Raw genomic sequence first — 22,589 nt, forward strand, 5'->3', positions numbered from 1 at the left:
CAGTCCGTCAGCGCTCCGGCGCCGCTCGAGACTCCTCGAGGAGCCGCACCGCCTGGGGATACTCCCGCAGCCGGGTCACCAGCTGACGCCACAGCACGTCGACGACACCCTCGGGTGCTCCGCGCCGATGCATCACCTCGTCGAGCCACCCCCGGGCGTCGTCAGGCACGGTCGGGTCCTGGGTCAGCAGACCACCGGCGACGCAGTCCACGACGTGCGGCACATAGGTCGCCAGCACCACCCGCCAGTCATCCGGGGCCAGGGCCTCGGCGTGGGCTCCGACGATGCCCAGCGTGCGGTCGGCGCCGTTGACGATGTCACGCACGAGCACGTCCGCCTCGGCGTGCAGGGTCTGCGCCTCGATCGCGCCGGGGTGCGTGTAGGCCGGTGCGGCCGTCACGTGGTGGGGTATCGTGGCGAGCAGGTCGAGGGCGGCCTCGGGGGTGGCCGCGTACGCCGTGGCGCCGAGCCGGCCGGCCCGCACTCCTGCGTCGTCGAAGGCGTGCCCGCCCACGATGACGGGCGTCCCGGTGCCGCGGACCGCCTCGATCTGGCGGCGCACCCGGGGCAGCGAGCTGGAGAGCGAGGCGCTGAGCAGCACGGCGCGTGGCCCGCTGTCGAGGATCCGACCGACGAGTCCCTCGGAGGAGGCAGCGGCCCCGACGAAGGTCACCTCCTGACCCCAGGAGCGCAGCGACTCGGCGACCACCAGCGCCGGGAGCGCATGCCACTCGCGCTCGACGCAGCCGACGAGCACGCATGGGCCCCCGGGGGCGGGCGCGGGCAGGTCGGCGCCGAGGCGCCGCACGACGTACTCGCTCACGGCGGTCGCAGCGTGCTCGTCGGCGACGGTCCAGTCGTTGCTCGCCCAGTGGTCCCCGACCCGGCGCTGGGCGCCCATCACGACGTGCTGCAGGACCTCGGCGACGGTCACGCCGCGGTCGCGCAGGGCGGCGGCAACGGCGTAGGCGCGCCGCTCGTCGCGGGCCTGGACCGCGCCCCAGTAGTCCTCGTGATCGCCGGTGACGAGGTCGGTCACTGGCAACCCGGACGGAACTGCAGCGCGATCAGCGCGATGTCGTCGTGCTCGTGGTCGCGGATGTGGGTGCTCACCGCCATCGCCACGCCCTCCACGAGCGCGGAGGAGGAGCCGCCGGCGAGCTGGCGCAGGAGATCGTGCAGGCGCTGCTCGCCGTACATGTCCATGCTGCCGCGGGCCTCGGTGATGCCGTCGGTGTGGAGCACCAGCGTGTCGTGGGGCGCGAGCTCGATCGTGGTCTCCTCGAAGACCATCGCCTCGTCCAGGCCCAGAGCCGGACCTCGTGAGGCGACCTGCTCGAGCGTGCCGTCGGCGCGCAGCACGAGAGCGGCCGGGTGGCCGGCGCCGGCGAGATCGACCGTGAGTCGCTCGGAGCCCGCGGGCCCGTCGGACGGGGAGGGGCGCAGCCGGGCGCAGACGGCGGTCGCCAGGGTCTCGGAGTACTCCGTCGCCTCGGACACCAGCACGCGGTTGACGAGGCCCAGGATCCAGCCGGGGGAGCGGTTGACGTGCGCGGCGGTCCGGACGGCGTTGCGGATCCGCTTGGCCGCGACGGCCGCCTCGACGCCCTTGCCGGCGACGTCGCCGAGCAGGACCGTCTGGTCGCCGACGGGACCGTGCACGTCGAAGAAGTCGCCGCCCACGGCCTCGTGCTCGTGAGCGACGCGATAGAACGTCGCGATGTCGAGGTCCGCGATCTCCGGGATCCGGGGCGGGGTGAGCGACTCGCGCAGCACCGAGGCCACGTGGCGGCTCTCGGCGACCACCAACGTCGCGTCGAGCACCACGGAGATCCGCTGGGCGAGGTCGTCGAGGAATCCCAGGGAGCCCTCGTCGAAGGCGAAGCCGGGCGCCCGGCCGAGGCTCAGTACGCCGAAGGTGCGCCCGCGAGAGGTCAGCGGCAGCAGCACCAGGATCTCGGTCCCGATCCGGTCGAGGTCGTCGGCCACCGAGGCGTCGGCGACCACGGAGTCGATGACCGCGCGGCGGGCGGGCTGGCGGGTGGAGAGCATCACCTGCTCGGTGATGCCCTGGCGGGCCGTCTCGTCGAGGGCCGGCGTCGCGTGGTCCGCGCGGTAGTCCTGGGTCGAGCGGATCGGGGAGCCCTGCACCGCGGCGCTGGTGATCTGGCGGGTGCCGGACCACAGGGTCACCTGAGCGAAGTCGACCATCTCCTCGACCAGCAGGGAGACCATCGCCTCGGAGGCTCGTCCGGGGTGCTGGACGGCGGAGACGGTGCGCGAGAGGCGGAGCAGGAACTCGGCGCGCGACGAGGCCTGGGCCAGCCGGGCCCGTGGCTCGGAGGCGCGGGAGTGGGCGAGCAGTCGAGCGTGTCGTTCACGGACTGGTGCTGGCACCGCGTCCCCCTTGCTGCCCCGTGAGGGACCCGTGGCCTCGACCGGCGGCCGATGGGTTCCGACAGATTCTAGGCATGAGGTGCCGATTTTCCTGGAAGCCTCGTCGCCGGGTCGCCGGTGCCCAACGCGGCGGGACTCAATCCCCGTCGGGTCCGCGCACGTGAGTGCAGCCCCCGCGGCAGGGCGGCTAGGTGCTCCGCTGGGCATTCGGCTGGGGCCGGCAGTACGCCGCGTGCAGGGCGCCGATGATGCCCACGGCCGGCCCGGCTGCCAATGCGTAGCGGACGTGCTGGCCCTCGCGGTGCGCCGTGACCACGCCCGCGTCCCGGAGCAGCGCGAGGTGCTGCGACAGGGCTGACTGGGCCAGAGGGCTGTGGGAGTCGGCGAGGGCCTCGCCGAGCTCGCCCACGCTGCGGTCCGCCTCCAGCAGGAGACAGCAGATCACCAGGCGGCGCTCGTTGGAGATCGTCTTGAGCAGCGCCGCCGCCGGGCCGCTGTGCTCACGCAGGGCGGCTGCGTCTTCCTGTCCTCGAGCCGTCGTGGTCATGGGACACACATTAGCAAGTGCTAATATCTATGCGGTGGCCCCGCCCGTGGGCCCAGGAAACCGGAGAACCTCGTGAACCTCGATCGCGCCGTGCTCGCCATGGCCGGGACGATGACGCTGCTCAGCGTCCTGCTGGCCGCCTTCGTCTCGCCGTGGTGGCTGCTGCTCACCACCTTCGTGGCGCTCAACCTGCTGCAGGCGAGTGTCACCGGCCTGTGCCCGGCCGCGGCTGTGTTCCGCAGGTTCGGCATCGAGAGCGGCTGCGCCTTCCGCTGAGCAGGGGCCTAGGATTCCCCCCATGCCTGAAATCACCCGAGACGAGGTCGAGCACCTGGCGAACCTCGCCCGGATCGACCTGTCCGACGCCGAGCTCGACCATCTCGCGCCCCAGCTGAGCGTGATCCTCGAGTCGGTCGCTTCGATCAACGGCGCGGCCGGGGACGACGTCCCCCCGACCTCGCACGCGCTGCCGCTGACCAACGTCTTCCGCGAGGACGTCGTGGTGCCCGGCCTGACCGCCGAGCAGGCGCTCGCCGGTGCGCCGGAGTCCGAGCAGCAGCGCTTCAGCGTGCCTCGGATCCTGGGGGAGGAGGCCTGATGAGCGACCTGACCCGCAAGAGCGCCGCCGAGCTGGCCGACCTGCTGGCCTCGGGTGAGACGACCTCGGTCGCGCTGACCCAGGCCCACCTCGACCGCATCGCCGAGGTCGACGGCCCCGTCCACGCCTTCCTGCACGTCGACGCCGAGGGCGCGCTCGCCCAGGCCGCGGCGTCCGACGAGCGCCGGGCCGCCGGCACGCTCGCGAGCCCGCTCGACGGCGTGCCGATCGCCGTCAAGGACGTCCTCACCACGACTGGGCTGCCCACGACCTGCGGCTCGAAGATCCTCGAGGGCTGGATCCCGCCGTACGACGCGACGGTCGTCGCCCGCCTCAAGGCGGGCGGACTGCCGATCCTCGGCAAGACCAACATGGACGAGTTCGCGATGGGATCGTCGACCGAGCACTCGGCGTACGGCCCCACGCGCAACCCGTGGGACCTCGACCGGATCCCGGGCGGCTCCGGCGGCGGCTCGGCTGCGGCCGTGGCGGCCTTCGAGGCGCCGCTGGCCCTCGGCACCGACACCGGAGGCTCGATCCGTCAGCCCGGTGCCGTCACCGGCACCGTCGGCGTCAAGCCGACCTACGGCGGCATCTCCCGCTACGGACTGGTCGCGATGGCCAACTCGCTCGACCAGGTCGGTCCCGTCACCCGCACCGTGCTCGACGCGGCGCTGCTGCACGAGGTCATCGGCGGGCACGACCCGCTCGACTCGACCAGCGTCGACCAGCCGCTCCCCGCGCTCGTCGACGCCGCCCGCCAGGGTGCGAGCGGCGACATGACCGGCGTCAAGGTCGGCGTGATCACCGAGCTCGGCGGCGAGGGCTACCAGTCCGGTGTGCGTGGCCGCTTCCAGGAGTCGCTCGACCTGCTGGTCGAGGCCGGCGCCGAGGTCGTCGAGGTGTCGTGCCCGAGCTTCGTGCACGCGCTCGCGACCTACTACCTGATCATGCCGTGCGAAGCGTCCAGCAACCTCGCAAAGTTCGACGCGATGCGCTACGGCTTGCGGGTGCTGCCCGAGGGCGTCGACGCCCCGTCCGCGGAGGAGGTCATGCGCGCATCGCGCGACGCCGGCTTCGGCGACGAGGTCAAGCGCCGGATCATCCTCGGCACCTACGCACTGTCGAGCGGCTACTACGACGCCTACTACGGCCAGGCGCAGAAGGTGCGCACGCTGATCAAGCGCGACTTCGACGCGGCGTTCGAGAAGGTCGACGTGCTCGTCTCGCCGACCGCGCCCACCACGGCGTTCAAGCTCGGCGAGAAGCTCGACGACCCGCTGGCGATGTACCTCAACGACCTCGCCACGATCCCCGCCAACCTCGCCGGCGTCCCCGGCATCTCGGTGCCCGCCGGGCTCGCCGAGGAGGACGGCCTGCCGGTCGGCTTCCAGATCCTGGCGCCGGTGCTCGCCGACGACCGGCTCTACCGGGTCGGTGCCGCTCTGGAGACGCTGCTCGAGAAGACCTGGGGCGGCCCGCTGCTCGCCCAGGCGCCTGCCCTGGAAGGAGCGGCCCGATGACCACGTCCGTGACCGGTGAGCCCCTGCTCTCCTTCGAGGTGGCGCTCGAGAAGTTCGACCCGGCGATGGGCCTGGAGGTCCACGTCGAGCTGAACACCAACTCCAAGATGTTCTGCGGCTGCCCCACCGAGTTCGGCGCCGAGCCCAACACGCAGGTCTGCCCGACCTGCCTGGGCCTGCCCGGTGCGATGCCCGTGGTCAACCGCAAGGCCGTGGAGTCCGCGATCCGGATCGGGCTCGCGCTCAACTGCGAGATCGCCGAGTGGTGCCGCTTCGCGCGGAAGAACTACTTCTACCCGGACATGCCGAAGAACTTCCAGACCTCGCAGTACGACGAGCCGATCGCGTTCGAGGGCTGGACCGACGTCGAGGTCGACGGCGAGACCTTCCGCGTCGAGATCGAGCGCGCCCACATGGAGGAGGACACCGGCAAGACGCTGCACGTCGGCGGCTCCACCGGTCGCATCCACGGCGCCGACTACTCGCTGGTCGACTACAACCGCGCCGGCATCCCCCTGATCGAGATCGTCACCAAGCCGATCATGGGCAGTCGCGAGAAGGCGCCGCTGATCGCCAAGGCCTACGTCGCGCACCTGCGCGAGATGATCCTGGCCCTCGGCGTCTCCGACGCGCGGATGGACCAGGGCTCGATGCGCTGCGACGTCAACCTGTCGCTCTCGCCCAAGGACGACGGCAAGCTCGGCACCCGCACCGAGACCAAGAACGTCAACTCGCTGCGCTCGGTGGAGCGGGCGGTGCGCTACGAGATGCAGCGCCACGCGGCGATCCTGGACGGCGGGGGCTCGATCCTGCAGGAGACCCGCCACTGGCACGAGGACACCGGCGTGACCACCAGCGGTCGCGAGAAGTCCGACGCCGAGGATTACCGCTACTTCCCCGAGCCCGACCTGGTGCCGGTGGCGCCGTCGCGCGAGTGGGTCGAGGAGCTGCGGGCCTCGCTGCCCGAGCCCCCGCGCGAGCGTCGGGCGCGGCTGCAGTCCGACTGGGGCTTCACCGACCTGGAGATGCGCGACACCGTCGGCGCCGGCGCGCTGGCGCTGGTCGAGGCCACGATCGCGGCCGGCGCCACCCCGCAGGCCGCCCGCAAGTGGTGGCTCTCCGACCTGGCCCGCCGCGCCAACGACTCCGGTGCCGACATCGCCGAGCTGGGCGTCAGCCCGGCCGACGTGGCCCGGGTCCAGACGCTCGTCGACGACGGCAAGATCAACGACAAGCTGGCGCGCCAGGTCTTCGAGGGCCTGGTCGCCGGCGAGGGCACGCCGGACGAGATCGTCGCGGCCCGCGGGCTCGCGATCGTCTCCGACGACGGCGCGCTCGGTGCGGCCGTCGACAACGCCATCGCCGCCAACCCCGACGTCGCGCAGAAGATCCGCGACGGCAAGGTCGCCGCCGCCGGCGCGCTCATCGGTGCCGTGATGAAGGAGATGCGCGGCCAGGCCGACGCCGGCCGCGTCCGCGAGCTGATCGTGGAAAAGCTGTCCTGACCGCCGACCCGTCACTCCCTCGACCAGACACGCCGTGTCCGGAGGAGGGAGTGACGGGTCGTCGTGCTCTCTCCGTGCCCCAGAAAGGCCTCTGATGCTGTCGCGTCCTGCTCCTGTCTCCAGCTCCGCCCGCGCACGTCGTACGGCGGGGGTGCTGGCGGCTCCCGTCCTGGCGCTGACGCTGGCCGTCGCCGGCTGCGGTGGCGAGTCGTCTGACCCGGGTGCGACGAAGGAGGGTGCTTCCGACAGCGGCTCGCCGTCGGTCCCCGCGCCGGACTCCCCGAGAGCCGACGCAGCCGCAGACTGGCTGCTGGACCAGCGGGAGGAGGGCGTGCTCGTCGGCGAGTACGGCGCCGACTACGGGCTCACCATCGACACCGCCCTCGCCCTCGAGCCGCTGCCGGCCTACGACGAGTCCCTCGCGGAGATCGCCGAGACGATGACCAAGCACGTCGCGAGCTATACGACCGGGGTCGCCTTCGGCTCGGCCGACGTCTACGCGGGAGCCGTCGCGAAGACCGCGGTCCTGGCGCAGGTCGCCGGGGCCGAGGCGACCGACTTCGGCGAGGTGGACCTGATCGACCGGCTCGAGCAGCGGGTGGCCGACGAGGCGCCCGTGGCGGGCCGGCTCGGTGACGAGGTCACCGACCCGAAGGGCACCGACTACGCCAACGTGATCGGCCAGGCGTACGCCGCGCGCGCGCTCGCCGCCGCCGGGTCCGACGAGGCCGGCGCCGCTACGTCGTACCTGCTCTCGCAGCAGTGTGAGGCCGGCTTCTTCCGGCTCTATTTCACCGCCCCCGACGCCGCCGAGCAGGGCTGCGACGACGGCGACGCCGAGGCGAGCGCCCCGGACCCCGACGTGACGGCGCTGGCGGTGCTCTCACTCGCCCCGCAGCAGGACGACCCGGACGTCGAGGCGGCCGTCGACAGCGCCGTCTCCTGGCTCCTCGGCCAGCAGCTCGAGGACGGCAGCTTCGGCGGGGGGACCTCCACGGAGGCCCCCAACGCGAACAGCACCGGGCTCGTCGGGTGGGCGCTGGGCAGCCAGGGCGAGGAGGACGCCGCGAGCCGGGCGGCCGACTGGCTGGCGGCCCGGCAGATCACCGATCAGGCCTGCGACGTGCCGGGGCTGGCCGGTGAGGCGGGGGCGGTGGCCTACGACGACGCCGCGCTCAGCGCGGCCGAGGAGGGGGACGCGAAGACGCTGGACAAGGCCCGCGTCCAGTGGCGCAGCTCGACGGTCCAAGCGCTGCCGGCCCTTCGCTGGGCCGGCGACGACGAGACGCAGGGCTGGCAGGACTGCTGAGGCCCAGCGCTGGTACATTGCGTTTGCTGAGGCCGTTCGGGTCGCAGCGCCACAAATTCATCACGCCCGTTACTGGGGAAAGCCGGTCCAAGTCCGGCGCTGACCCGCAACCGTAGGTCCCTTCCGAGGGGCGAGCCGGAGCACCCATTTCGGAGCGTCCTGAGATCACACGCTGTCGAGGAACGCAGCGGGTGGTGCCCAGCCGGGTGCTGTCCGCTGTTGCAGCGGAAAGGGCACCCCATGAAGAACTCTCCGCGACGTCCGGCCGGACGTCGCCTCTCGGCTCTGCTGGCCGCCGGAGCCCTGGCGACGAGTGCCATCGGCACCGCCACGATGCTCCCGTCCCAGGCGGCCCCGGTGGCCGACCCGGGCCCCGGGTACGACGAAGCGCCCGCGCAGGCGGGGGCCGGCTGGCTGGTGGGCCAGCTGACCGACGGGCTGATCCACAGCAGGCAGTACGAAGGCTTCGTCGACTACGGGCTGAGCATCGACACCGCCCTGGCGCTCGACGCGGTGGGCGGGCACGACGCCACGGTCCAGGAGATCACCGACGCGGTGGCCGGTGCGATCGACTCCTACACCACCGGTGCGGACTACGACACCACGGACGTCTACGCCGGTGCCACCGCCAAGGCCGCCGTGCTGGCCCAGGTCGCAGGACGTGATGACGCGGTGCTCGGCGGAGTGGACCTGATCGAGCGCCTCGAGACGCGCACCGCCGACGCTGCTCCGATCGCCGGACGGATCGAGGACGGGGTCGACCCGACGAACGAGTACGGCGCCGACTACGCCAACGTCATCGGCCAGGGGTTCGCGGCCCGGGCTCTCGCCCTGGCGGGGTCGGACGAGGCCGCGGCAGCCACGTCGTACCTGCTGGCCCAGCAGTGCGGGGAGGGCTACTTCCGCCTCTACTTCACCGACTCGAAGACCGCCACCGAGCAGAGCTGTGACGCGGGTCCCGCGGACAAGAGCACCCCGGACACCGACGTCACCGCGATGACCGTCCTCGCCCTCGACGCGATGCCCGCGACGCCGGAGATCACCGCCGCGCGCGACGAGGCCGTGGCCTGGCTGAGGCTGGAGCAGGGCGACGACGGAAGCTTCGGCGGCGGCACCGCCACGGAGGCGCCCAACGTCAACAGCACCGGTCTCGCCGGCTGGGCGCTCGGCGTCGCCGGGGAGACCGACGCCGCCGAGTCCGCCGCGAGCTGGGTCCGCCGGCACCAGGCCGAGGACCTCGCGCCCTGCGTGACCGGGCTGACGGGTCAGGGTGGCGCGTTGGCCTATGACGCCGCCGCTCTGCGGCAGGGCATCGACAAGGGCATCGGCGACGCCACTGCCGACCAGTGGCAGCGCGCCACGGCCCAGGCGCTTCCGTCGCTGCTGTGGTCGCGCCCGGACGTCGACCAGGCGCCGCAGGTCGCGGCGCGCAACGGCTACGTCCGCGGGGGCAGCGCCGTCCGGCTGAGCGTGACGGCGCTGCCCCCGGCGCGCGCGCTCTGCGTCAGCGACAGCCGCACGCACGTCGCGGCGTCGGCGTCGCAGGACGGCACGGCGCAGGTCTCCGTGACCCCCACCGAGCGGACCGGCACCCAGCGCTGGACGATCACCACGGCCACCGGCAGCACCCAGGTGAGCCTGGCGGTCCTGGGGGACAAGGCGCTGCGCCCGAGCGTACGGCGCGCCAGCGTCGCCCGTGGCAAGAAGCAGGTCGTCCGGGTGCGTGGCCTCGCCGCCGGAGAGAAGGTCACGGTCCGCGTGCGCGGGACGAAGGTCGCGGCCGGCCGGGCGACGGGCGCCGGCGCCTTCGTCGCCCGCTTCGTGGTCCGCGGCAAGCCCGGTCCCGCCAAGGTGCGGGTCCGGGGCCAGTTCGCCGACCGGGCCGGCACCGTGCGGTTCGAGGTGGCCTGAGTCGTGGCCTCGCGAATCCTGCGCTCGCTCGCCGTGGCAGTCCTGGCCGCGGCGGGTGGGCTCGTGGCGCCCGTGCTCCTGGCGGCCCCGGCCTCCGCCGCAGGCTGCTCGGGAACGTCGGGCGTCACCGTGGTCGTCGACTTCAACGAGCTCGGCGGCGGGGTCCAGCAGGTCTGCGCGTCCTCGGGGGGTGGGAAGACCGCGAGTGCGATCTTCCCGGCTGCCGGGTTCTCGCTGGACTACGTCCAGCGCCAGCCGAGCTTCGTGTGCCGGGTCAAGGGCGCTCCGTCGGCGGACCCCTGTGTGAACACCCCTCCGGCCGACGCCTACTGGGCGCTGTACTGGTCCGACGGCACGAGCGGCTCCTGGTCCTACGCGACCGCCGGGGCCGGGTCGCTCGAGGTGCCTGACGGTGGCTACGTCGCCTTCGCCTGGCAGGGCAGCCAGGCCAAGAGCCCGCCCGGGACCACGCCGAGCCCGCGCACCGCGGCGCCCTCCGCGCCCGCCACGAGCAGTGGGAGCGGGGACGGCAGCGCCTCCGGCGGCGGCAAGGGCGGCGCGGCGGACCGGGGAACCTCGAACCCCGGGAGCCCAGCCGGGACCTCCAGCGCCCCAGGCGCCGAGCCGTCGGACGATCCGTCATCTGCGGCCTCGAACGCCCCGGCCAAGGGCGAGGACCGGCCCGGCAAGGGCAAGGGCGAGGGCGCCGATCCGTCGGCGTCCCCCTCGGCGACACCCACGGCCGTTGCGGAGTCGACGGACGCGACCGACCCGGCGTCGGCGACACCGGAGGCAGCTGATCCCGCTGACGACCAGAGCGGCGTGCCCGGCTGGGTGACCGCGCTGGTGCTGGTCCTGCTGGTCGTCGCGGCCGCGGTGGCGACCGTCGTACGCCGGCGGCGGGGGGCCTCCCTGCCGTGACCACTCCCGCCCGCGCCACCCGGCTGCCACGTGACCTCCACCCGGTCTCGTGGTGGCTGTGGGCGATCGGTCTGGCCGTCGCCGCGTCGTGCACGACCAACCCGCTGGCCCTGACGCTCGTCGTCGGGGTCGCGGTGGTGGTCGTCGCGGCGCGGCGCTCCGACCAGCCCTGGGCGCGGGCGTTCAAGCTCTACCTGCTGATCGGCCTGGTCATCGTGGTCCTGCGGGTGCTGTTCCGGATCCTGCTCGGTGGCAGCGACGGGCAGACGGTGCTCTTCACCCTGCCCGAGATCCCGCTGCCCGGCTGGGTGCTGGGGATCCGGCTGCTGGGGCCGGTGACCCGCGAGTCCCTCCTCTTCGGCCTGTACGACGGGATGCGGCTCGCCGCGATCGTGATCAGCCTCGGGGCGGCCAACGCGCTGGCGAACCCCAAGCGGCTGCTGAAGTCGGTGCCGCCCGCGCTCTACGAGATCGGTACCTCGCTCGTCGTCGCCGTCAGCGTGCTCCCGCAGCTGGCCGACAGCGTGCGGCGGGTCCGCGCGGCCCAGCAGCTGCGCGGGGGGCCGAAGGGCCGGATCCGCAGCGTGCGCCGGCTCCTGGTGCCCATCCTCGAGGACGCGCTCGAGCGGTCGCTGAGCCTGGCGGCGGGGATGGACACGCGGGGCTACGGGCGCAGCGGTGCCCTGACGCGCCGTCGCCGCGCCGGGACCGGCGCCCTGATGCTCCTGGGGCTGGGCGGCGTCTGCGTCGGCACCTACGCGGTGCTCGACCAGACCGCCCCCCGCTGGCTGGCGCTGCCGATGCTGGCGCTCGGCGTCGGGTCCGCGGTGCTGGGGCTGGTCAGCGCCGGCCGTCGGGTGGAGCGCAGTCGCTACCGCCCCGACGGGTGGCACACCGCCGAGCTCGTCACGGTCGCCTCGGGGGCCGCGGCAGGCGTGGCACTGTGGTGGGTCGGACGCTACGACGTGCTCGCCGCGCACCCGGGCGTGACCTCCTGGCCGGTGCTGAGCGTGGTGGCGCTCGTCGGACTGCTGGCCGCGCTGGTCCCGGCGGTGGCGACGCCGCCGCCTCGCCTCGCCGCCGGCGCCCGCAGCGCCGGTGGAGCCGCCACGACAACTCCCATCCCTCCGTCGTCACCTCCCCCCGCACCCCTTGACTCCCGCCCGGAAGGCTCCGGCGCCCGAGCCACCACCCGTCGTCACAGCAAGGAGCCGGCCGCATGATCGAGCTGCGTGGGATCACCTTCCGCTACGACGCGGCCGCGCCGCTGGTGCTGGACGCCGTCGACCTCACCCTCGAGGAGGGCGAGCTGATGCTCGTCTCGGGACGCACGGGCGTGGGCAAGTCGACGCTGCTCGGGGTCGTGACCGGGCTGGTGCCCCGCTTCAGCGGGGGAGTCCTGAGCGGCGACGTGCTGCTCGACGGGGCCAGCATCATCGACCTCCCCCCGCGCGAGCGGGCGCACGCCATCGGCTACGTCGGGCAGGACCCCGCCTCCGGGTTCGTCACCGACACCGTGGAGGAGGAGCTCGCCTACGGGATGGAGCAGCTCGGGCTGCCCCCGGAGACCATGCGCCGCCGGGTCGAGGAGACCCTCGACCTGCTCGGCATCGCCGAGCTGCGCGACCGCGACCTGCGCACCCTCTCGGGCGGCCAGCAGCAACGGGTCGCGATCGGCTCGGTCCTCACCATGCACCCACGTGTGCTGGTCCTCGACGAGCCCACGTCGGCCCTCGACCCGACCGCGGCCGAGGACGTGCTCGCGATCCTCACCCGGCTGGTGCAGGACCTGGGGCTGACCGTGCTGCTGGCTGAGCACCGCCTCGAGCGCGTGGTCCCCTTCGCCGACCGGATGGCGCTCTTCACCGGAGCCGGACGGGTCGAGGTCGGCGAGCCCGCGGACCTGCTGCGCACCTCGCCCGTCGTACCCCCGATCGTCGAGCTGGGTCGCCTGGCCCACTGGGAGCCGCTGCCGCTCAGCGTCCGCGACGCGCGTCGCCTCGCCCGCGACCTGCGCGGCCGGCTCACCGACCCGCCGCCGGTCACTCCCGTCGACGGCGGGCGGAGCACCGTGCTCAGCGCCCACGGCGTCACGGTCGCCCACGGCGCGTGCGTGGCCGTGCGCGGCGTCGACCTGGACCTCGACAGCGGCCGGGTGACCGCGCTGATGGGGCGCAACGGGTCGGGCAAGTCGTCGCTGATCTGGGCGCTGCAGGGCTCGGGTCGCCGGCGCGCGGGGACCGTCAGCGTCCTCGACGCCGACCCCGCCACCCTGGGCGCCGCGGCCCGCCGCGAGCGGGTCGGTCTGGTGCCGCAGACCGCTGCGGACCTGCTCTACCTCGAGACGGTTGCCGAGGAGTGCTCCGCCGCCGACGAGTCCGCCGACGCTGATCCGGGCACCTGCCGGGCCCTGCTGACGCGGCTGGTCCCCGGCATCCCCGACGCGTCCCACCCGCGCGACCTCTCCGAGGGACAGCGGCTCGCGCTGGTGCTCGCGATCGTGCTCACCGCGCGCCCCGCCGTACTCCTCCTCGACGAGCCCACCCGCGGCCTCGACTATGCAGCCAAGCGGGTCCTCACCCGCATCCTCACCGACCTGGCCGCCGACGGCCGCGCCGTGCTCGTCGCGACCCACGACGTCGAGTTCGTCGCGCAGGTCGCCGACGACGTCGTCGTCCTCGCCGAGGGGGAGGTCGTCTCGTCGGGGCCGGTGCGTCGGGTGATGGCGGAGTCCCCGTCGTTCGCGCCGCAGGTCACCAAGATCCTCGGCCCACCGTGGTTCTCGGTCGACCAGGTGGCCGCCTGCCTGGAGGCGGTGGGATGACCCCGTCGTCCACTCCGAGCGCCGTCCCGCTGGGGCTGCGCTCCGCGGCCGTCCTCGCCGTCGCGTCGGTGGCCGGGCTGATGATGATGGTCTGGCCGCTGCTGGTGCAGGTCACCGAGGAGCAGCGCGTCGACCCGCCGTTCCTGTTCCTGCTGCTGCTGCCGGTCGTCCTGGCGGTGGTGCTCGCGGAGTTCAGCGAGGGCGGCATGGACGCCCGGGTGCTGGCGGTGCTCGGGGTGCTGACGGCCGTCAACGCCGTGCTGCGCGGCATCAGCGCCGGTACGGCGGGGGTCGAGCTGGTCTTCTTCCTGCTGATCCTGGCCGGGCGGGTCTTCGGGCCGGGCTTCGGGTTCGTGCTCGGGTGCACGTCGCTGTTCGCCTCCGCGCTGGTCACCGCCGGCGTCGGCCCGTGGCTGCCGTTCCAGATGCTCGTCGCCGGCTGGGTGGGGATGGGTGCCGGGCTGCTGCCCGGACGGCTGGGCAGGCGCACGCTGACCGGCCGCGCCGAGATCGCGCTGCTCGCGGCGTACGGCGTGGTGGCGGCTTACGTCTATGGCCTGTTGCTCAACCTGCAGGGCTGGCCCTACGTCCTGGGGATCGCGGTCCCGGGACACGAGGGCGAGCTGTCCTACGTCGCCGGCGCCCCGCTGCTCGAGAACCTCGAGCGGTTCGGGGTCTACACCCTGCTCACCTCGACCAGCAGCTTCGACACCGGCCGAGCCATCACCACCGCCCTGGCCCTCGTGATCCTGGGCCCGGCGATCCTCACCACGCTGCGGCGAGCGTCGCGCCGGGTCGTCGTGCACCGCGTCCCGGCCGTCGAGCCTGCCGTGAGCTAGGGACGGACCAGCAGGATCCGGTCGTCCTGGGCGGCCGGGTCGCCGCGCCCGTCGCGGTTGGACGTGGTGACCCACAGGTTGCCGTCGGGGGCGACGACCACGGTGCGCAGCCGGCCGTACTCGCCGACGAAGAAGTCCTTCGGTGCCGATGCGCGCCCGTTCGCGACGTCGACGCGCCACAGCCGCTCGCCCATCAGCGCCGCGAGGTAGAGCTTGCCGTCGAGGTGGGCCAGCCCCGACGGAGACGCCTCTCCGGTCGACCACACCACCTGGGGGTCGGTCAGCCCGCCGCGCTCGCCGCGTCCCTCGACCTCCGGCCAGCCGTAGTTGTTGCCCGCCTCGATCAGGTTGAGCTCGTCGAAGCTCGAGTCGCCGAACTCGGAGGCCCACAGGTCGCCGTCGTCGTCGAAGGCGAGGCCCTGGACGTTGCGGTGCCCCAGGGACCAGACGGGGGAGTCGGGGACGGGGTTGCCGGGCGCCGGGTCGCCGTCGGTGGTGATCCGCAGGATCTTGCCGCCCAGCGAGTCGGGGTCCTGGGCCAGCGAGCGCTCGCCGATCTCCCCGGTGGAGACGTAGAGGTGCCCGTCCGGCCCGAACTCCAGGCGTCCCCCGTCGTGGATGAAGCCGGCGGGGATCCCGTCGAGGACGACCTCGGGCTCGCCGAGCCGCCGACCGTCGAAGCTCGCACGCACCACGCGGTTGTCGTCAGCGGTCGTCAGGTAGAAGAACAGCGTCTGGTCCTGCGCGAAGTCCGGCGACACCGCCACCCCCAGCAGACCGGCCTCGCCCTGCGGCGCCGCCGCCTCCATCACGCCGATCTCGCGCGCCCGCCCCTGCCGTACGACGAGCACCCGTCGGGAGTCGCGCTCGGTGACGATCGCGGCGCCGTCGGGCAGGAAGTCCACGCCCCACGGGACGGCCAGACCCGTCACCACCGTCTCGACGACGGTGGGACTGCCGCCGCCCGGGCTCGACTCGCTCGTCTCCGGCTCGGAGGGGGAGGACTCCACGCCGGGGGTGGAGCCGGCCGTGACCGTCGGCGACCCCGGGTCCTGCTCGTCCTCGCCGCATGCCGCGAGCGCCCCGGCGAGCAGGAGGGCCGCCAGCGTGACGGCTGTGCGTCGGCGGGCCAGGGGTAGGCGGGCCAGGGGTCGGCGGGTCACGGCTCGAGCCTGCCCAGGAACTCCACCAGCAGCTCGTGCACGACCTCCGGCTGCTCGAGCTGGAGGAAGTGGCTGCCCGCCAGCTCGACGTACGTCGCGTCGTCGAGCCGCTCGGCGGCGCTGAGCATGTCCGGGGCTCCGGCCATCAGGTCGTAGCGTCCGGCGACCAGGAAGACCGGGACCTGCACCTGGCTCAGGGAGACCCGGTCGTGCTTGTGGGTGTGCAGCGCGAGGTGGCCGTACCAGTCCAGCGGCGTCGTGAGGAACTCCTTGACGGCGCGCGCCGTGACCTCCGGATCTGCCACCGGCAGCATGAAGCCGCTGTGGGAGAGCGCGGCGATGGCGCGCGGCCCGATCGGCAGGCGCCGGGCGATCGGGCTCAGCGCGGGACCGCCGTAGCGCAGCACCCGGGCCACGGAGACCGCCACCGCCTGACGCACCGGGCGGGGCAGGTGCAGCGGGCGCAGCATCGTCGCGAACGTCTCGCCCGGCACACCGGCGACGGCGAAGAGGCCGGCGGCCCGGTCGGGGTGGCGGGTCGCCAGCTCGAACATCGTGTTGACGCCGATCGACCACCCCATCAGCGGGGCCCGCTCGATGCCGGCGTGGTCCATCACCGCGAGCGCGTCCTCGACGAGGTGCTCGACGCCCACCCGGTGCGCCTCGAGGGGGCGCTCGGAGCCGCCGGTACCGCGGTGGAACCAGGACACGACCCGGACACCGCACGCGGGGTCGAGCAGCGCTGGCCAGGCCCAGAAGTTGGTCCCCAGACCGTTGCAGAGCACCACGGTGGGCCCGTCGATGAGCCCGTCCGGGTCGTTGGTCCACGCCTGCAGCACGGTCCCGTCGCCGCTCTCCACGTCGTACACGTGCACGGTGGGGGCGTGGTCGGTCGCCGGATCAGGGATGCCCGGCCCAGGACTGCGGAGTGCGCTCACAGCGGCGATTGTGCCTCACGGCGCCACGCCGGTGGTCGGATCTCGGCGGGAGGGCCACCGATCGAGCCCGCCGGCCGGGGGAGGCCGACCGACGGGCTCAACCGTGGGCAGCTGTCGCTGCGTCCTCCGGTGAGGTGAGGGGCAGGGAGGCCTCGCCCACAGCGGCGAGGTACTCCTCGACCTCGTTGAGCTCCGCACGACGCTGGGCGAGAGCAGTGGAGGCGATCATGGCGTTGCGGCGTGATCCCTGCTGGGACTGGACCGACCAGGCCGCGGCGCGAGCGCTCGCGAGCGAGGTGGTCCAGCGCGGGATAGCCGTCAACGAGCGGCGCAGATGAGTCATTGCTGGCCCCGATCACTGGCGGTCCGAGACGAGCCGTCGGGCCCGATGCGGACAAACCTAGGAGGGCGTCGCGTCGCAGGCGTCAACGCTCTGTGACATCTGGGTGAACGAGGCGTCAGCGCTCAGTCGGGTGCCGGCTCGGTGTGCGCCGGGCCCCCGGAGGACCGCGTGGCGCCCGCGCTGGCCACGACCACGCAGGCCATGGCGAGCCACTGGAGCGGGCTGAGGTACTCCTGCAGCAGGACGACCGCGGCCAGCGCCGCAGCGGCCGGCTCCAGGCTCATCAGGATGCCGAAGACCGCCGGGCGCATGGTGCGCAGCGCGACCAGCTCGCAGCTGTAGGGGACCACCGAGCTGAGCAGCCCGACGAGCGCGCCGAGCAGCAGGATCCGCGGGTCGACCAGCTCGCTGTGCCCGCCGTACAGCGCGGCGGGACTCAGCAGCAGCGTCGCCACGATGCTCGCCACCGCCAGTCCGCTGAAGCCCGGCCACCGGGCGCCGGTGCTCGCGCTCAGCAGGATGTACGACGCCCAGCCGGCGCCGGCGAGCAGCGCGAACGCCACCCCGGCCCAGTCCAGGTCGGCCGGGCGCAGACCCAGCAGGAGCACACCGAGGCCGGCCAGGGCGACCCATAGCAGGTCGCGGGCCCGTCGTGAGCCGAGCACCGCCAGGGTCAGCGGCCCGACGAACTCGATGGTCACCGCGATGCCCAGCGGGATCCGGGCGAAGGACTGGTAGATCGCCCAGTTCATCAGCGCGAGGCTGGCGCCGAAGCCGCACACGACGAGCCAGTCCTGCCGCGAGCGGCCCCGCAGCACCGGCCGGGCGACCAGGGTGAGGACCAGCGTGCTGGTGGCCAGTCGCAGCCAGACGAGCGTGGTGGGCGAGGCGAGGTCGAACAGGTCCTTGGCGACCGCCGCCCCGACCTGGACCGAGGCGATCCCGACGAGGACCAGCCACACCGCTCGGCTCACGCCAGTCCTCCCAGCTCCCCCGACCGGCAACCCGCCAGCCATCACCAGCCACGCACCCGCCGCACCCCAGATCGCGCACACGCTATAGCCCACCGCCACCCCCCACCCCGCCGACCCGTCACTCCCTCGACCGACACGCGGGAGATCGGTCGAGGGATTGACGGGTCGGCGATGAATCTGTGGGCTGGGGGGAGTCCGCTCACCGAGGGGCCCGGCCGGGCCCGGAGCTCAGCTGTGGAGGCGACATGACGACGGTGCTGCTGGTCGGGACGCGCAAGGGGCTGTGGATCGGGCGCTCGGACGACGCCCGCGAGCAGTGGGAGTGGGACGGTCCCCACTTCAACATGATGGAGGTCTACTCCTGCCTGGTCGACACCAGGGGAGAGACGCCGCGGCTGCTGGTGGGGGCGTCGTCGCCGTGGACCGGCCCCCAGGTCTGCCGCTCCGACGACCTGGGCGCGAGCTGGCAGGAGACGCCGGGGGGCATCGGCTTCCCGGAGGGCACCGACGCCTCGGTGGAGCGGGTCTGGCAGCTCCAGCCCGGGGTGGGGGAGCGGACGGTCTGGGCCGGCACCGAGCCCGGCGCGGTCTTCCGCTCCGAGGACGGCGGCGAGACCTTCGCCCTCGAGCGGGCGCTGTGGGACCACCCGCACCGCCCCCAGTGGTCGGCCGGCTTCGGCGGTCAGGCCTTCCACACCGTGCTGCCGCACCCCACGGACCCCGACTCGGTGACGGTGGCGCTCTCCACCGGCGGGGTCTATCGCACGACGGACGGGGGAGCGAGCTGGCACCCGCGCAACACCGGCATCCGGGCGGAGTTCCTGCCGGAGGGCGAGCAGTACCCCGAGTTCGGCCAGTGCGTGCACAAGGTGGCCCGCCATCCCGCACGGCCCGAGCGGCTCTTCGCCCAGAACCACGGCGGCGTCTACCGCTCCGACGACGAGGGCGGCTCGTGGGTGTCGATCGCGGACGGGCTGCCGGCCGACTTCGGCTTCCCGATCGCGGTGCACCCGCACGAGCCCGACACCGTCTTCGTCTTCCCGCTGGCGGGAGCCGAGGGCCGCTACCCGCCCGGTGCCCAGGCCTCGGTCTGGCGCTCGGGCGACGCGGGGGAGAGCTGGACCCGGCTCTCGAAGGGCCTGCCCGAGGGGTTCTACGTGGGCGTGATGCGCGACGCCATGTGCGTCGACGCCCACCCCACGCCCGGGGTGTACGTCGGAGCGCGCAACGGCAGCGTCTGGGCGTCGGCGGACGTGGGCGACAGCTGGCGCGAGGTGGCCCGCGACCTCCCCGACGTGATGGTGGTCCGCGCCGGCGTCGTCTGAGCGAGCACCTTGAGTCCCAGGCTCCCCAGGTTTCCCCGGTCCCCACACGAAACCCGCACTTCCCACGTGAAGGATCGCGTGGGAAGTGCGGGAATCGCGTGTTGACCGGGGAAACCGACAGGCAGGACCAGCCCGTCAGCCGAACCCGTCAGCCCCTCCGTCAGCTCTGGCCGGGCTGGACCGGCAGCGGCTGGGCGCCGGCGTCGATGGGCGGCATGTGCTCGGGCATCCGGCTGGGGTCGGGCACCCCGGCGGTGATCCGGGAGCCGTCGGCGCGGCGCCCGCCGAGCAGCGGCCGGGTGCCGAGGGTGCCGTCCTGGCGCGGGCCGTGGCCGTCGAGGCCGATCGAGACCGGCTCGCCCGGCCGCACGACGTACTCGGTGCCGCGGACGCTGAACGGCACCTCGCCGGTGCCCTCGTCGACCGTCACCGACAGGTCGGTCTGGGTGAGGTCCACCCGCACCCGGGTGCCGCGCCACAGCAGCTTGTAGCTCAGCGAGGGCCAGGAGACCGGCAGGCGCGGGTCGAAGGTCAGGTAGCCGTCGTGATCGCGCATCCCGCCGAAGCCGTTGACCAGGCAGGTCCAGAGCCCGCCTGCGGAGGCGATGTGCATCCCGTCGGCGGTGTTGCCGTGCAGGTTGCCCAGATCGACGAAGAGCGAGCGGCGGAAGTAGTCCATCGCCACCTCGTGGTAGCCCACCTCGGCGGCGATGACCGACTGGACCACGGCCGAGAGCGTGGAGTCGCCGGTGGTGATCGGGTCGTAGTACTCGAAGTTGGCCTTCTTCTCCTCCATGGTGAACCGGTCGCCCTGGAGGAAGGTCGCCAGCACCACGTCGGCCTGCTTGAGCACCTGGAAGCGGTAGATCACCAGCGGGTGGTAGTGCAGCAGCAGCGGCCGCAGCTCGGCGGGAGTGCGGGAGAGGTCCCAGACCTCGCGGTCGAGGAAGTGGTCGTCCTGGGGATGGATGGCCAGACCGTCGTCGAAGGGGATGTACATCCCCTCGGCGCAGGCGCGCCACTCCGCGACCTCGTCGTCGCCCAGCGCGAGCCGGGTGACCATCTGGTCGTAGGCCTCCGGGTCCAGACCGCGGACCTCCTCGACCGCCCGGGCGGCGCGCTCGAGGTTGAAGCGCGCCATCACGTTCGTGAAGAGGTTGTTGTTGACCACGGTCGTGTACTCGTCGGGCCCGGTGACGCTGTGGATGTGGAAGGACGGGCCCCCGTTGTAGCGCCAGAACCCCAGGTCGGCCCACATCCGGGCGGTCTCCACGAGCACGTCGATGCCGTCGCGGGTCAGGAAGCTGACGTCGCCGGTCGCGGCGACGTACTTGCTCAGGGCATAGGCGATGTCGGCGTCGATGTGGACCTGGGCGGTGCCCGCGGCGTAGTAGGCCGAGGCCTCCTCGCCGTTGATCGTGCGCCAGGGGAACATCGCGCCCCGGGTGGCGAGCTCGCGGGCCCGGTCGCGCGCCGCGGGCAGCATCCGAGTGCGGAAGTGCAGCGTGCTGCGGGCGATCTCGGGCTGGGTGTAGACGAGGAACGGGGTCACATAGATCTCGGTGTCCCAGAAGTAGTGGCCCTCGTAGCCCGCTCCGCTCACCCCCTTCGCGGGGATGCCCTGGTGGTCGGCCCGCCCGCTCGCCTGCGCGAGCTGGAAGAGCGTGAACCGGATCGCCTGCTGGGTCTCGGTGCCGGCGTCGACGAGGACGTCGCTGCGCTCCCAGAAGCGGTCGAACCACTCCCGCTGCTCGGCGTGGTAGCGCTCGACACCGTGGTGGCGGGCCCGGTCGAGGGTGCGGTCGCAGCGGTCGGAGAGCTCGCGCACGGGCACGCCGCGCGAGGTGTGGTAGGAGACGGTCTTGGTGAGCCGGATCCGTCGGCCCTCGACGGCGTCGACCTCGAAGACCATCTTGCCGAGGTCGTCCTCGCTGGCGACGAGGACGTCGAAGTGGTTGTCGGTCTCGAGCACGTGGTCGGCGGCGACCGCGATCGTCATCCGCGAGTTGGCGCACTGGTAGCCCAGCAGCATCCGGTCCTCGTGGGCGTAGTCGAGGCGGGGGAACAGCACCCGCTCCTCGAAGCCGCCATGCTTGCGGGGGTCGATGCCCTCGCCCATGGCTGCCGCGGCGACGTGGTACTCGTCCTTGCCGTCCTGGCGGTTGAGGATCTGCGAGGAGATCACGACCGGGGCGTCGCCCTGCAGCATCGTGATCTCGAGCGTGAGCAGCGCCAGGTGACGCTGAGTCATCGACACCATCCGCGTCGAGTCGATCTGCACCAGCTTGCCCGAGGGCGTGCGCCAGATCAGGCTCCGGCGCAGGATGCCGTCGCGGAAGTCGAGGGTGCGCTCGTAGTGCTCGAGGTCGGCGGTGCCGATGATCAGCGGCTCGTCGTCGACGTAGATCTTCATGACCTTGGCGTCGGGGACGTTGACCATCGTCTGCCCGGTGCGCGCGAAGCCGAAGGCGGACTCGGCGTGGCGGATCGGCCAGGTCTCGTGGAAGCCGTTGATGAAGGTCCCGTGGCTGTGTGCGTTGCGCCCCTCCTCGGGGTTGCCGCGCATCCCGAGGTAGCCGTTGCCGACCGTGAAGAGGGTCTCGGTGACCCCCAGGTCGCTGGGCTCATGGGACTTCTCCACGAGGGTCCAGGGGTCGGCGGGGAAGCGCCGACGGTCCATCGGGTCGGCGGCCGCCGTGCCGCCCATCACGCGAGCAGCTCCGCGAGGTCGGCGACCACCCGGTCCGCACCCGCGTCGAGCAGCACCTGCTCGCCCGCTCCGCGGTCGACGCCGATGACGAGCCCGAAGTCGCCGGCCGCTCCGGCCCGGACCCCGGACACGGCGTCCTCGAGGACCACGCATCCTTCGGGAGGTACGCCGAGGAGCGCGGCCGCGTGCAGGAAGGTGTCGGGGGCGGGCTTGCCCGGGAGGCCCATCTCGGTGGCCACCCGGCCGTCGACGATGCAGCCGAACCGCTCCAGCAGGCCGGCGGCCGCCAGCACCGCCGGGGCGTTGGCCGACGAGGACACCACGGCCAGCGGCATCGCGATGTCGCGCAGGTGGTCCAGCAGCCGCAGCGACCCGGCGTACGCCTCGACGCCCTCGCGCTCGAGGACCTCGTTGAAGGCGTCGTTCTTGCGGTTGCCGAGGCCGCACACGGTCAGCCGGCTCGGGGCGTCGTCCGGGGTCCCCTCGGGCAGCTCGATCGCGCGGGAGGCGAGGAAGTCGCGCACCCCGTTGTAGCGCGGCTTGCCGTCGACATGGGCGTAGTAGTCGGCGTCGGTGTAGGGCGAGCGGTCACCGCCCAGGTCCTCGGGAGCGTCGGCGAGGAAGCCGTTGAACATCGCCGACCAGGCGTGCATGTGGACGACCGCGGTCGGGGTGATGACACCGTCGAGGTCGAACAGGGCAGCGGAGTAGTCGTCCCAGGTCACGGAACAAGGCTAGGGCCCCGCGCACGCTTCGCACATT

The 22,589-nt window shown here is 73.1% G+C and carries 20 protein-coding genes; 11 read left to right on the forward strand and 9 right to left on the reverse strand.

What is annotated here, in order from left to right:
* Positions 1-7: 7 nt before the first annotated feature.
* The 3 genes from ACYU7L_RS14310 to ACYU7L_RS14320 form a co-directional block, all read right to left on the reverse strand.
* Positions 8-1,039, reverse strand: coding sequence for a cobalamin B12-binding domain-containing protein (locus ACYU7L_RS14310; RefSeq protein WP_460797785.1), 1,032 nt, complete (start codon positions 1,037-1,039; stop codon positions 8-10).
* On the reverse strand, positions 1,036-2,397 hold the full coding sequence (locus tag ACYU7L_RS14315) for a PP2C family protein-serine/threonine phosphatase (RefSeq protein ID WP_460797787.1): 1,362 nt from the start codon (positions 2,395-2,397) through the stop codon (positions 1,036-1,038). The genes ACYU7L_RS14310 and ACYU7L_RS14315 overlap by 4 nt, the downstream gene beginning before the upstream one ends.
* 187 nt (positions 2,398-2,584) lie before the next feature.
* Positions 2,585-2,944 carry an ArsR/SmtB family transcription factor gene (locus ACYU7L_RS14320; RefSeq protein WP_460797791.1) on the reverse strand — a complete coding sequence of 120 codons (360 nt, stop codon included), beginning with the start codon at positions 2,942-2,944 and terminating at the stop codon, positions 2,585-2,587.
* 72 nt (positions 2,945-3,016) lie between these two features.
* Here ACYU7L_RS14320 and ACYU7L_RS14325 point away from each other — a divergent pair, with 72 nt between their 5' ends.
* From ACYU7L_RS14325 to ACYU7L_RS14370, 10 genes are all read left to right on the forward strand, one after another.
* Positions 3,017-3,220: a YgaP family membrane protein gene (locus ACYU7L_RS14325; protein WP_460797793.1), complete on the forward strand. Its 204-nt coding sequence runs from the start codon at positions 3,017-3,019 to the stop codon at positions 3,218-3,220.
* 22 nt (positions 3,221-3,242) lie between these two features.
* Positions 3,243-3,542 (forward strand): Asp-tRNA(Asn)/Glu-tRNA(Gln) amidotransferase subunit GatC, encoded by a 300-nt coding sequence (gatC, locus tag ACYU7L_RS14330; RefSeq protein ID WP_460797795.1) that lies wholly within the window; start codon positions 3,243-3,245, stop codon positions 3,540-3,542.
* Positions 3,542-5,065, forward strand: a complete 1,524-nt coding sequence (gene gatA / locus ACYU7L_RS14335; RefSeq protein WP_460797799.1) for an Asp-tRNA(Asn)/Glu-tRNA(Gln) amidotransferase subunit GatA — start codon at positions 3,542-3,544, stop codon at positions 5,063-5,065. Before gatC ends, gatA begins: the two co-directional genes overlap by 1 nt.
* On the forward strand, positions 5,062-6,570 hold the full coding sequence (gatB, locus tag ACYU7L_RS14340; protein WP_460797801.1) for an Asp-tRNA(Asn)/Glu-tRNA(Gln) amidotransferase subunit GatB: 1,509 nt from the start codon (positions 5,062-5,064) through the stop codon (positions 6,568-6,570). Before gatA ends, gatB begins: the two co-directional genes overlap by 4 nt.
* Positions 6,571-6,664: 94 nt before the next feature.
* Positions 6,665-7,879 (forward strand): prenyltransferase/squalene oxidase repeat-containing protein, encoded by a 1,215-nt coding sequence (locus tag ACYU7L_RS14345; RefSeq protein ID WP_460797803.1) that lies wholly within the window; start codon positions 6,665-6,667, stop codon positions 7,877-7,879.
* A 240-nt stretch (positions 7,880-8,119) separates the two neighbouring features.
* Positions 8,120-9,790, forward strand: a complete 1,671-nt coding sequence (locus tag ACYU7L_RS14350; RefSeq protein WP_460797805.1) for a prenyltransferase/squalene oxidase repeat-containing protein — start codon at positions 8,120-8,122, stop codon at positions 9,788-9,790.
* Positions 9,791-9,793: 3 nt separating this feature from the next.
* Positions 9,794-10,711, forward strand: a complete 918-nt coding sequence (locus ACYU7L_RS14355; protein WP_460797807.1) for a hypothetical protein — start codon at positions 9,794-9,796, stop codon at positions 10,709-10,711.
* Positions 10,708-11,934, forward strand: a complete 1,227-nt coding sequence (locus ACYU7L_RS14360; RefSeq protein WP_460797809.1) for an energy-coupling factor transporter transmembrane component T — start codon at positions 10,708-10,710, stop codon at positions 11,932-11,934. The genes ACYU7L_RS14355 and ACYU7L_RS14360 overlap by 4 nt, the downstream gene beginning before the upstream one ends.
* The gene (locus ACYU7L_RS14365) at positions 11,931-13,535 is read left to right on the forward strand and encodes an ABC transporter ATP-binding protein (RefSeq protein ID WP_460797811.1); all 1,605 of its coding nucleotides are present in this window, start codon (positions 11,931-11,933) and stop codon (positions 13,533-13,535) included. The genes ACYU7L_RS14360 and ACYU7L_RS14365 overlap by 4 nt, the downstream gene beginning before the upstream one ends.
* Positions 13,532-14,374 (forward strand): ECF transporter S component, encoded by an 843-nt coding sequence (locus ACYU7L_RS14370; RefSeq protein ID WP_460797813.1) that lies wholly within the window; start codon positions 13,532-13,534, stop codon positions 14,372-14,374. Before ACYU7L_RS14365 ends, ACYU7L_RS14370 begins: the two co-directional genes overlap by 4 nt.
* On the opposite strand, the gene ACYU7L_RS14375 is transcribed toward ACYU7L_RS14370, so the two are convergent.
* The 4 genes from ACYU7L_RS14375 to ACYU7L_RS14390 all read right to left on the reverse strand — a co-directional run bounded on the left by ACYU7L_RS14375 (position 14,371) and on the right by ACYU7L_RS14390 (position 17,792).
* Positions 14,371-15,537 carry a PQQ-dependent sugar dehydrogenase gene (locus ACYU7L_RS14375; protein ID WP_460797817.1) on the reverse strand — a complete coding sequence of 389 codons (1,167 nt, stop codon included), beginning with the start codon at positions 15,535-15,537 and terminating at the stop codon, positions 14,371-14,373. The two genes, ACYU7L_RS14370 and ACYU7L_RS14375, sit on opposite strands and share 4 nt — an antisense overlap.
* Positions 15,534-16,475 (reverse strand): alpha/beta fold hydrolase, encoded by a 942-nt coding sequence (locus tag ACYU7L_RS14380; RefSeq protein ID WP_460797819.1) that lies wholly within the window; start codon positions 16,473-16,475, stop codon positions 15,534-15,536. The genes ACYU7L_RS14375 and ACYU7L_RS14380 overlap by 4 nt, the downstream gene beginning before the upstream one ends.
* Before the next feature lie 97 nt (positions 16,476-16,572).
* Positions 16,573-16,818 (reverse strand): hypothetical protein, encoded by a 246-nt coding sequence (locus tag ACYU7L_RS14385; protein WP_460797822.1) that lies wholly within the window; start codon positions 16,816-16,818, stop codon positions 16,573-16,575.
* Positions 16,819-16,940: 122 nt separating this feature from the next.
* Positions 16,941-17,792, reverse strand: a complete 852-nt coding sequence (locus tag ACYU7L_RS14390) for an EamA family transporter (RefSeq protein ID WP_460797824.1) — start codon at positions 17,790-17,792, stop codon at positions 16,941-16,943.
* Positions 17,793-18,037: 245 nt separating this feature from the next.
* Here ACYU7L_RS14390 and ACYU7L_RS14395 point away from each other — a divergent pair, with 245 nt between their 5' ends.
* Positions 18,038-19,117, forward strand: coding sequence for a WD40/YVTN/BNR-like repeat-containing protein (locus ACYU7L_RS14395; protein WP_460797827.1), 1,080 nt, complete (start codon positions 18,038-18,040; stop codon positions 19,115-19,117).
* A gap of 160 nt (positions 19,118-19,277) precedes the next feature.
* On the opposite strand, the gene ACYU7L_RS14400 is transcribed toward ACYU7L_RS14395, so the two are convergent.
* Entirely contained in the window at positions 19,278-21,824 is a 2,547-nt protein-coding gene (locus ACYU7L_RS14400; RefSeq protein ID WP_460798806.1) for a glycoside hydrolase family 65 protein, read from the reverse strand.
* Positions 21,824-22,552: an HAD family hydrolase gene (locus tag ACYU7L_RS14405; protein ID WP_460797829.1), complete on the reverse strand. Its 729-nt coding sequence runs from the start codon at positions 22,550-22,552 to the stop codon at positions 21,824-21,826. Before ACYU7L_RS14405 ends, ACYU7L_RS14400 begins: the two co-directional genes overlap by 1 nt.
* Between the last annotated feature and the right edge of the window lie 37 nt (positions 22,553-22,589).

The sequence above is a fragment of the Nocardioides pacificus genome (genome assembly GCF_054775955.1).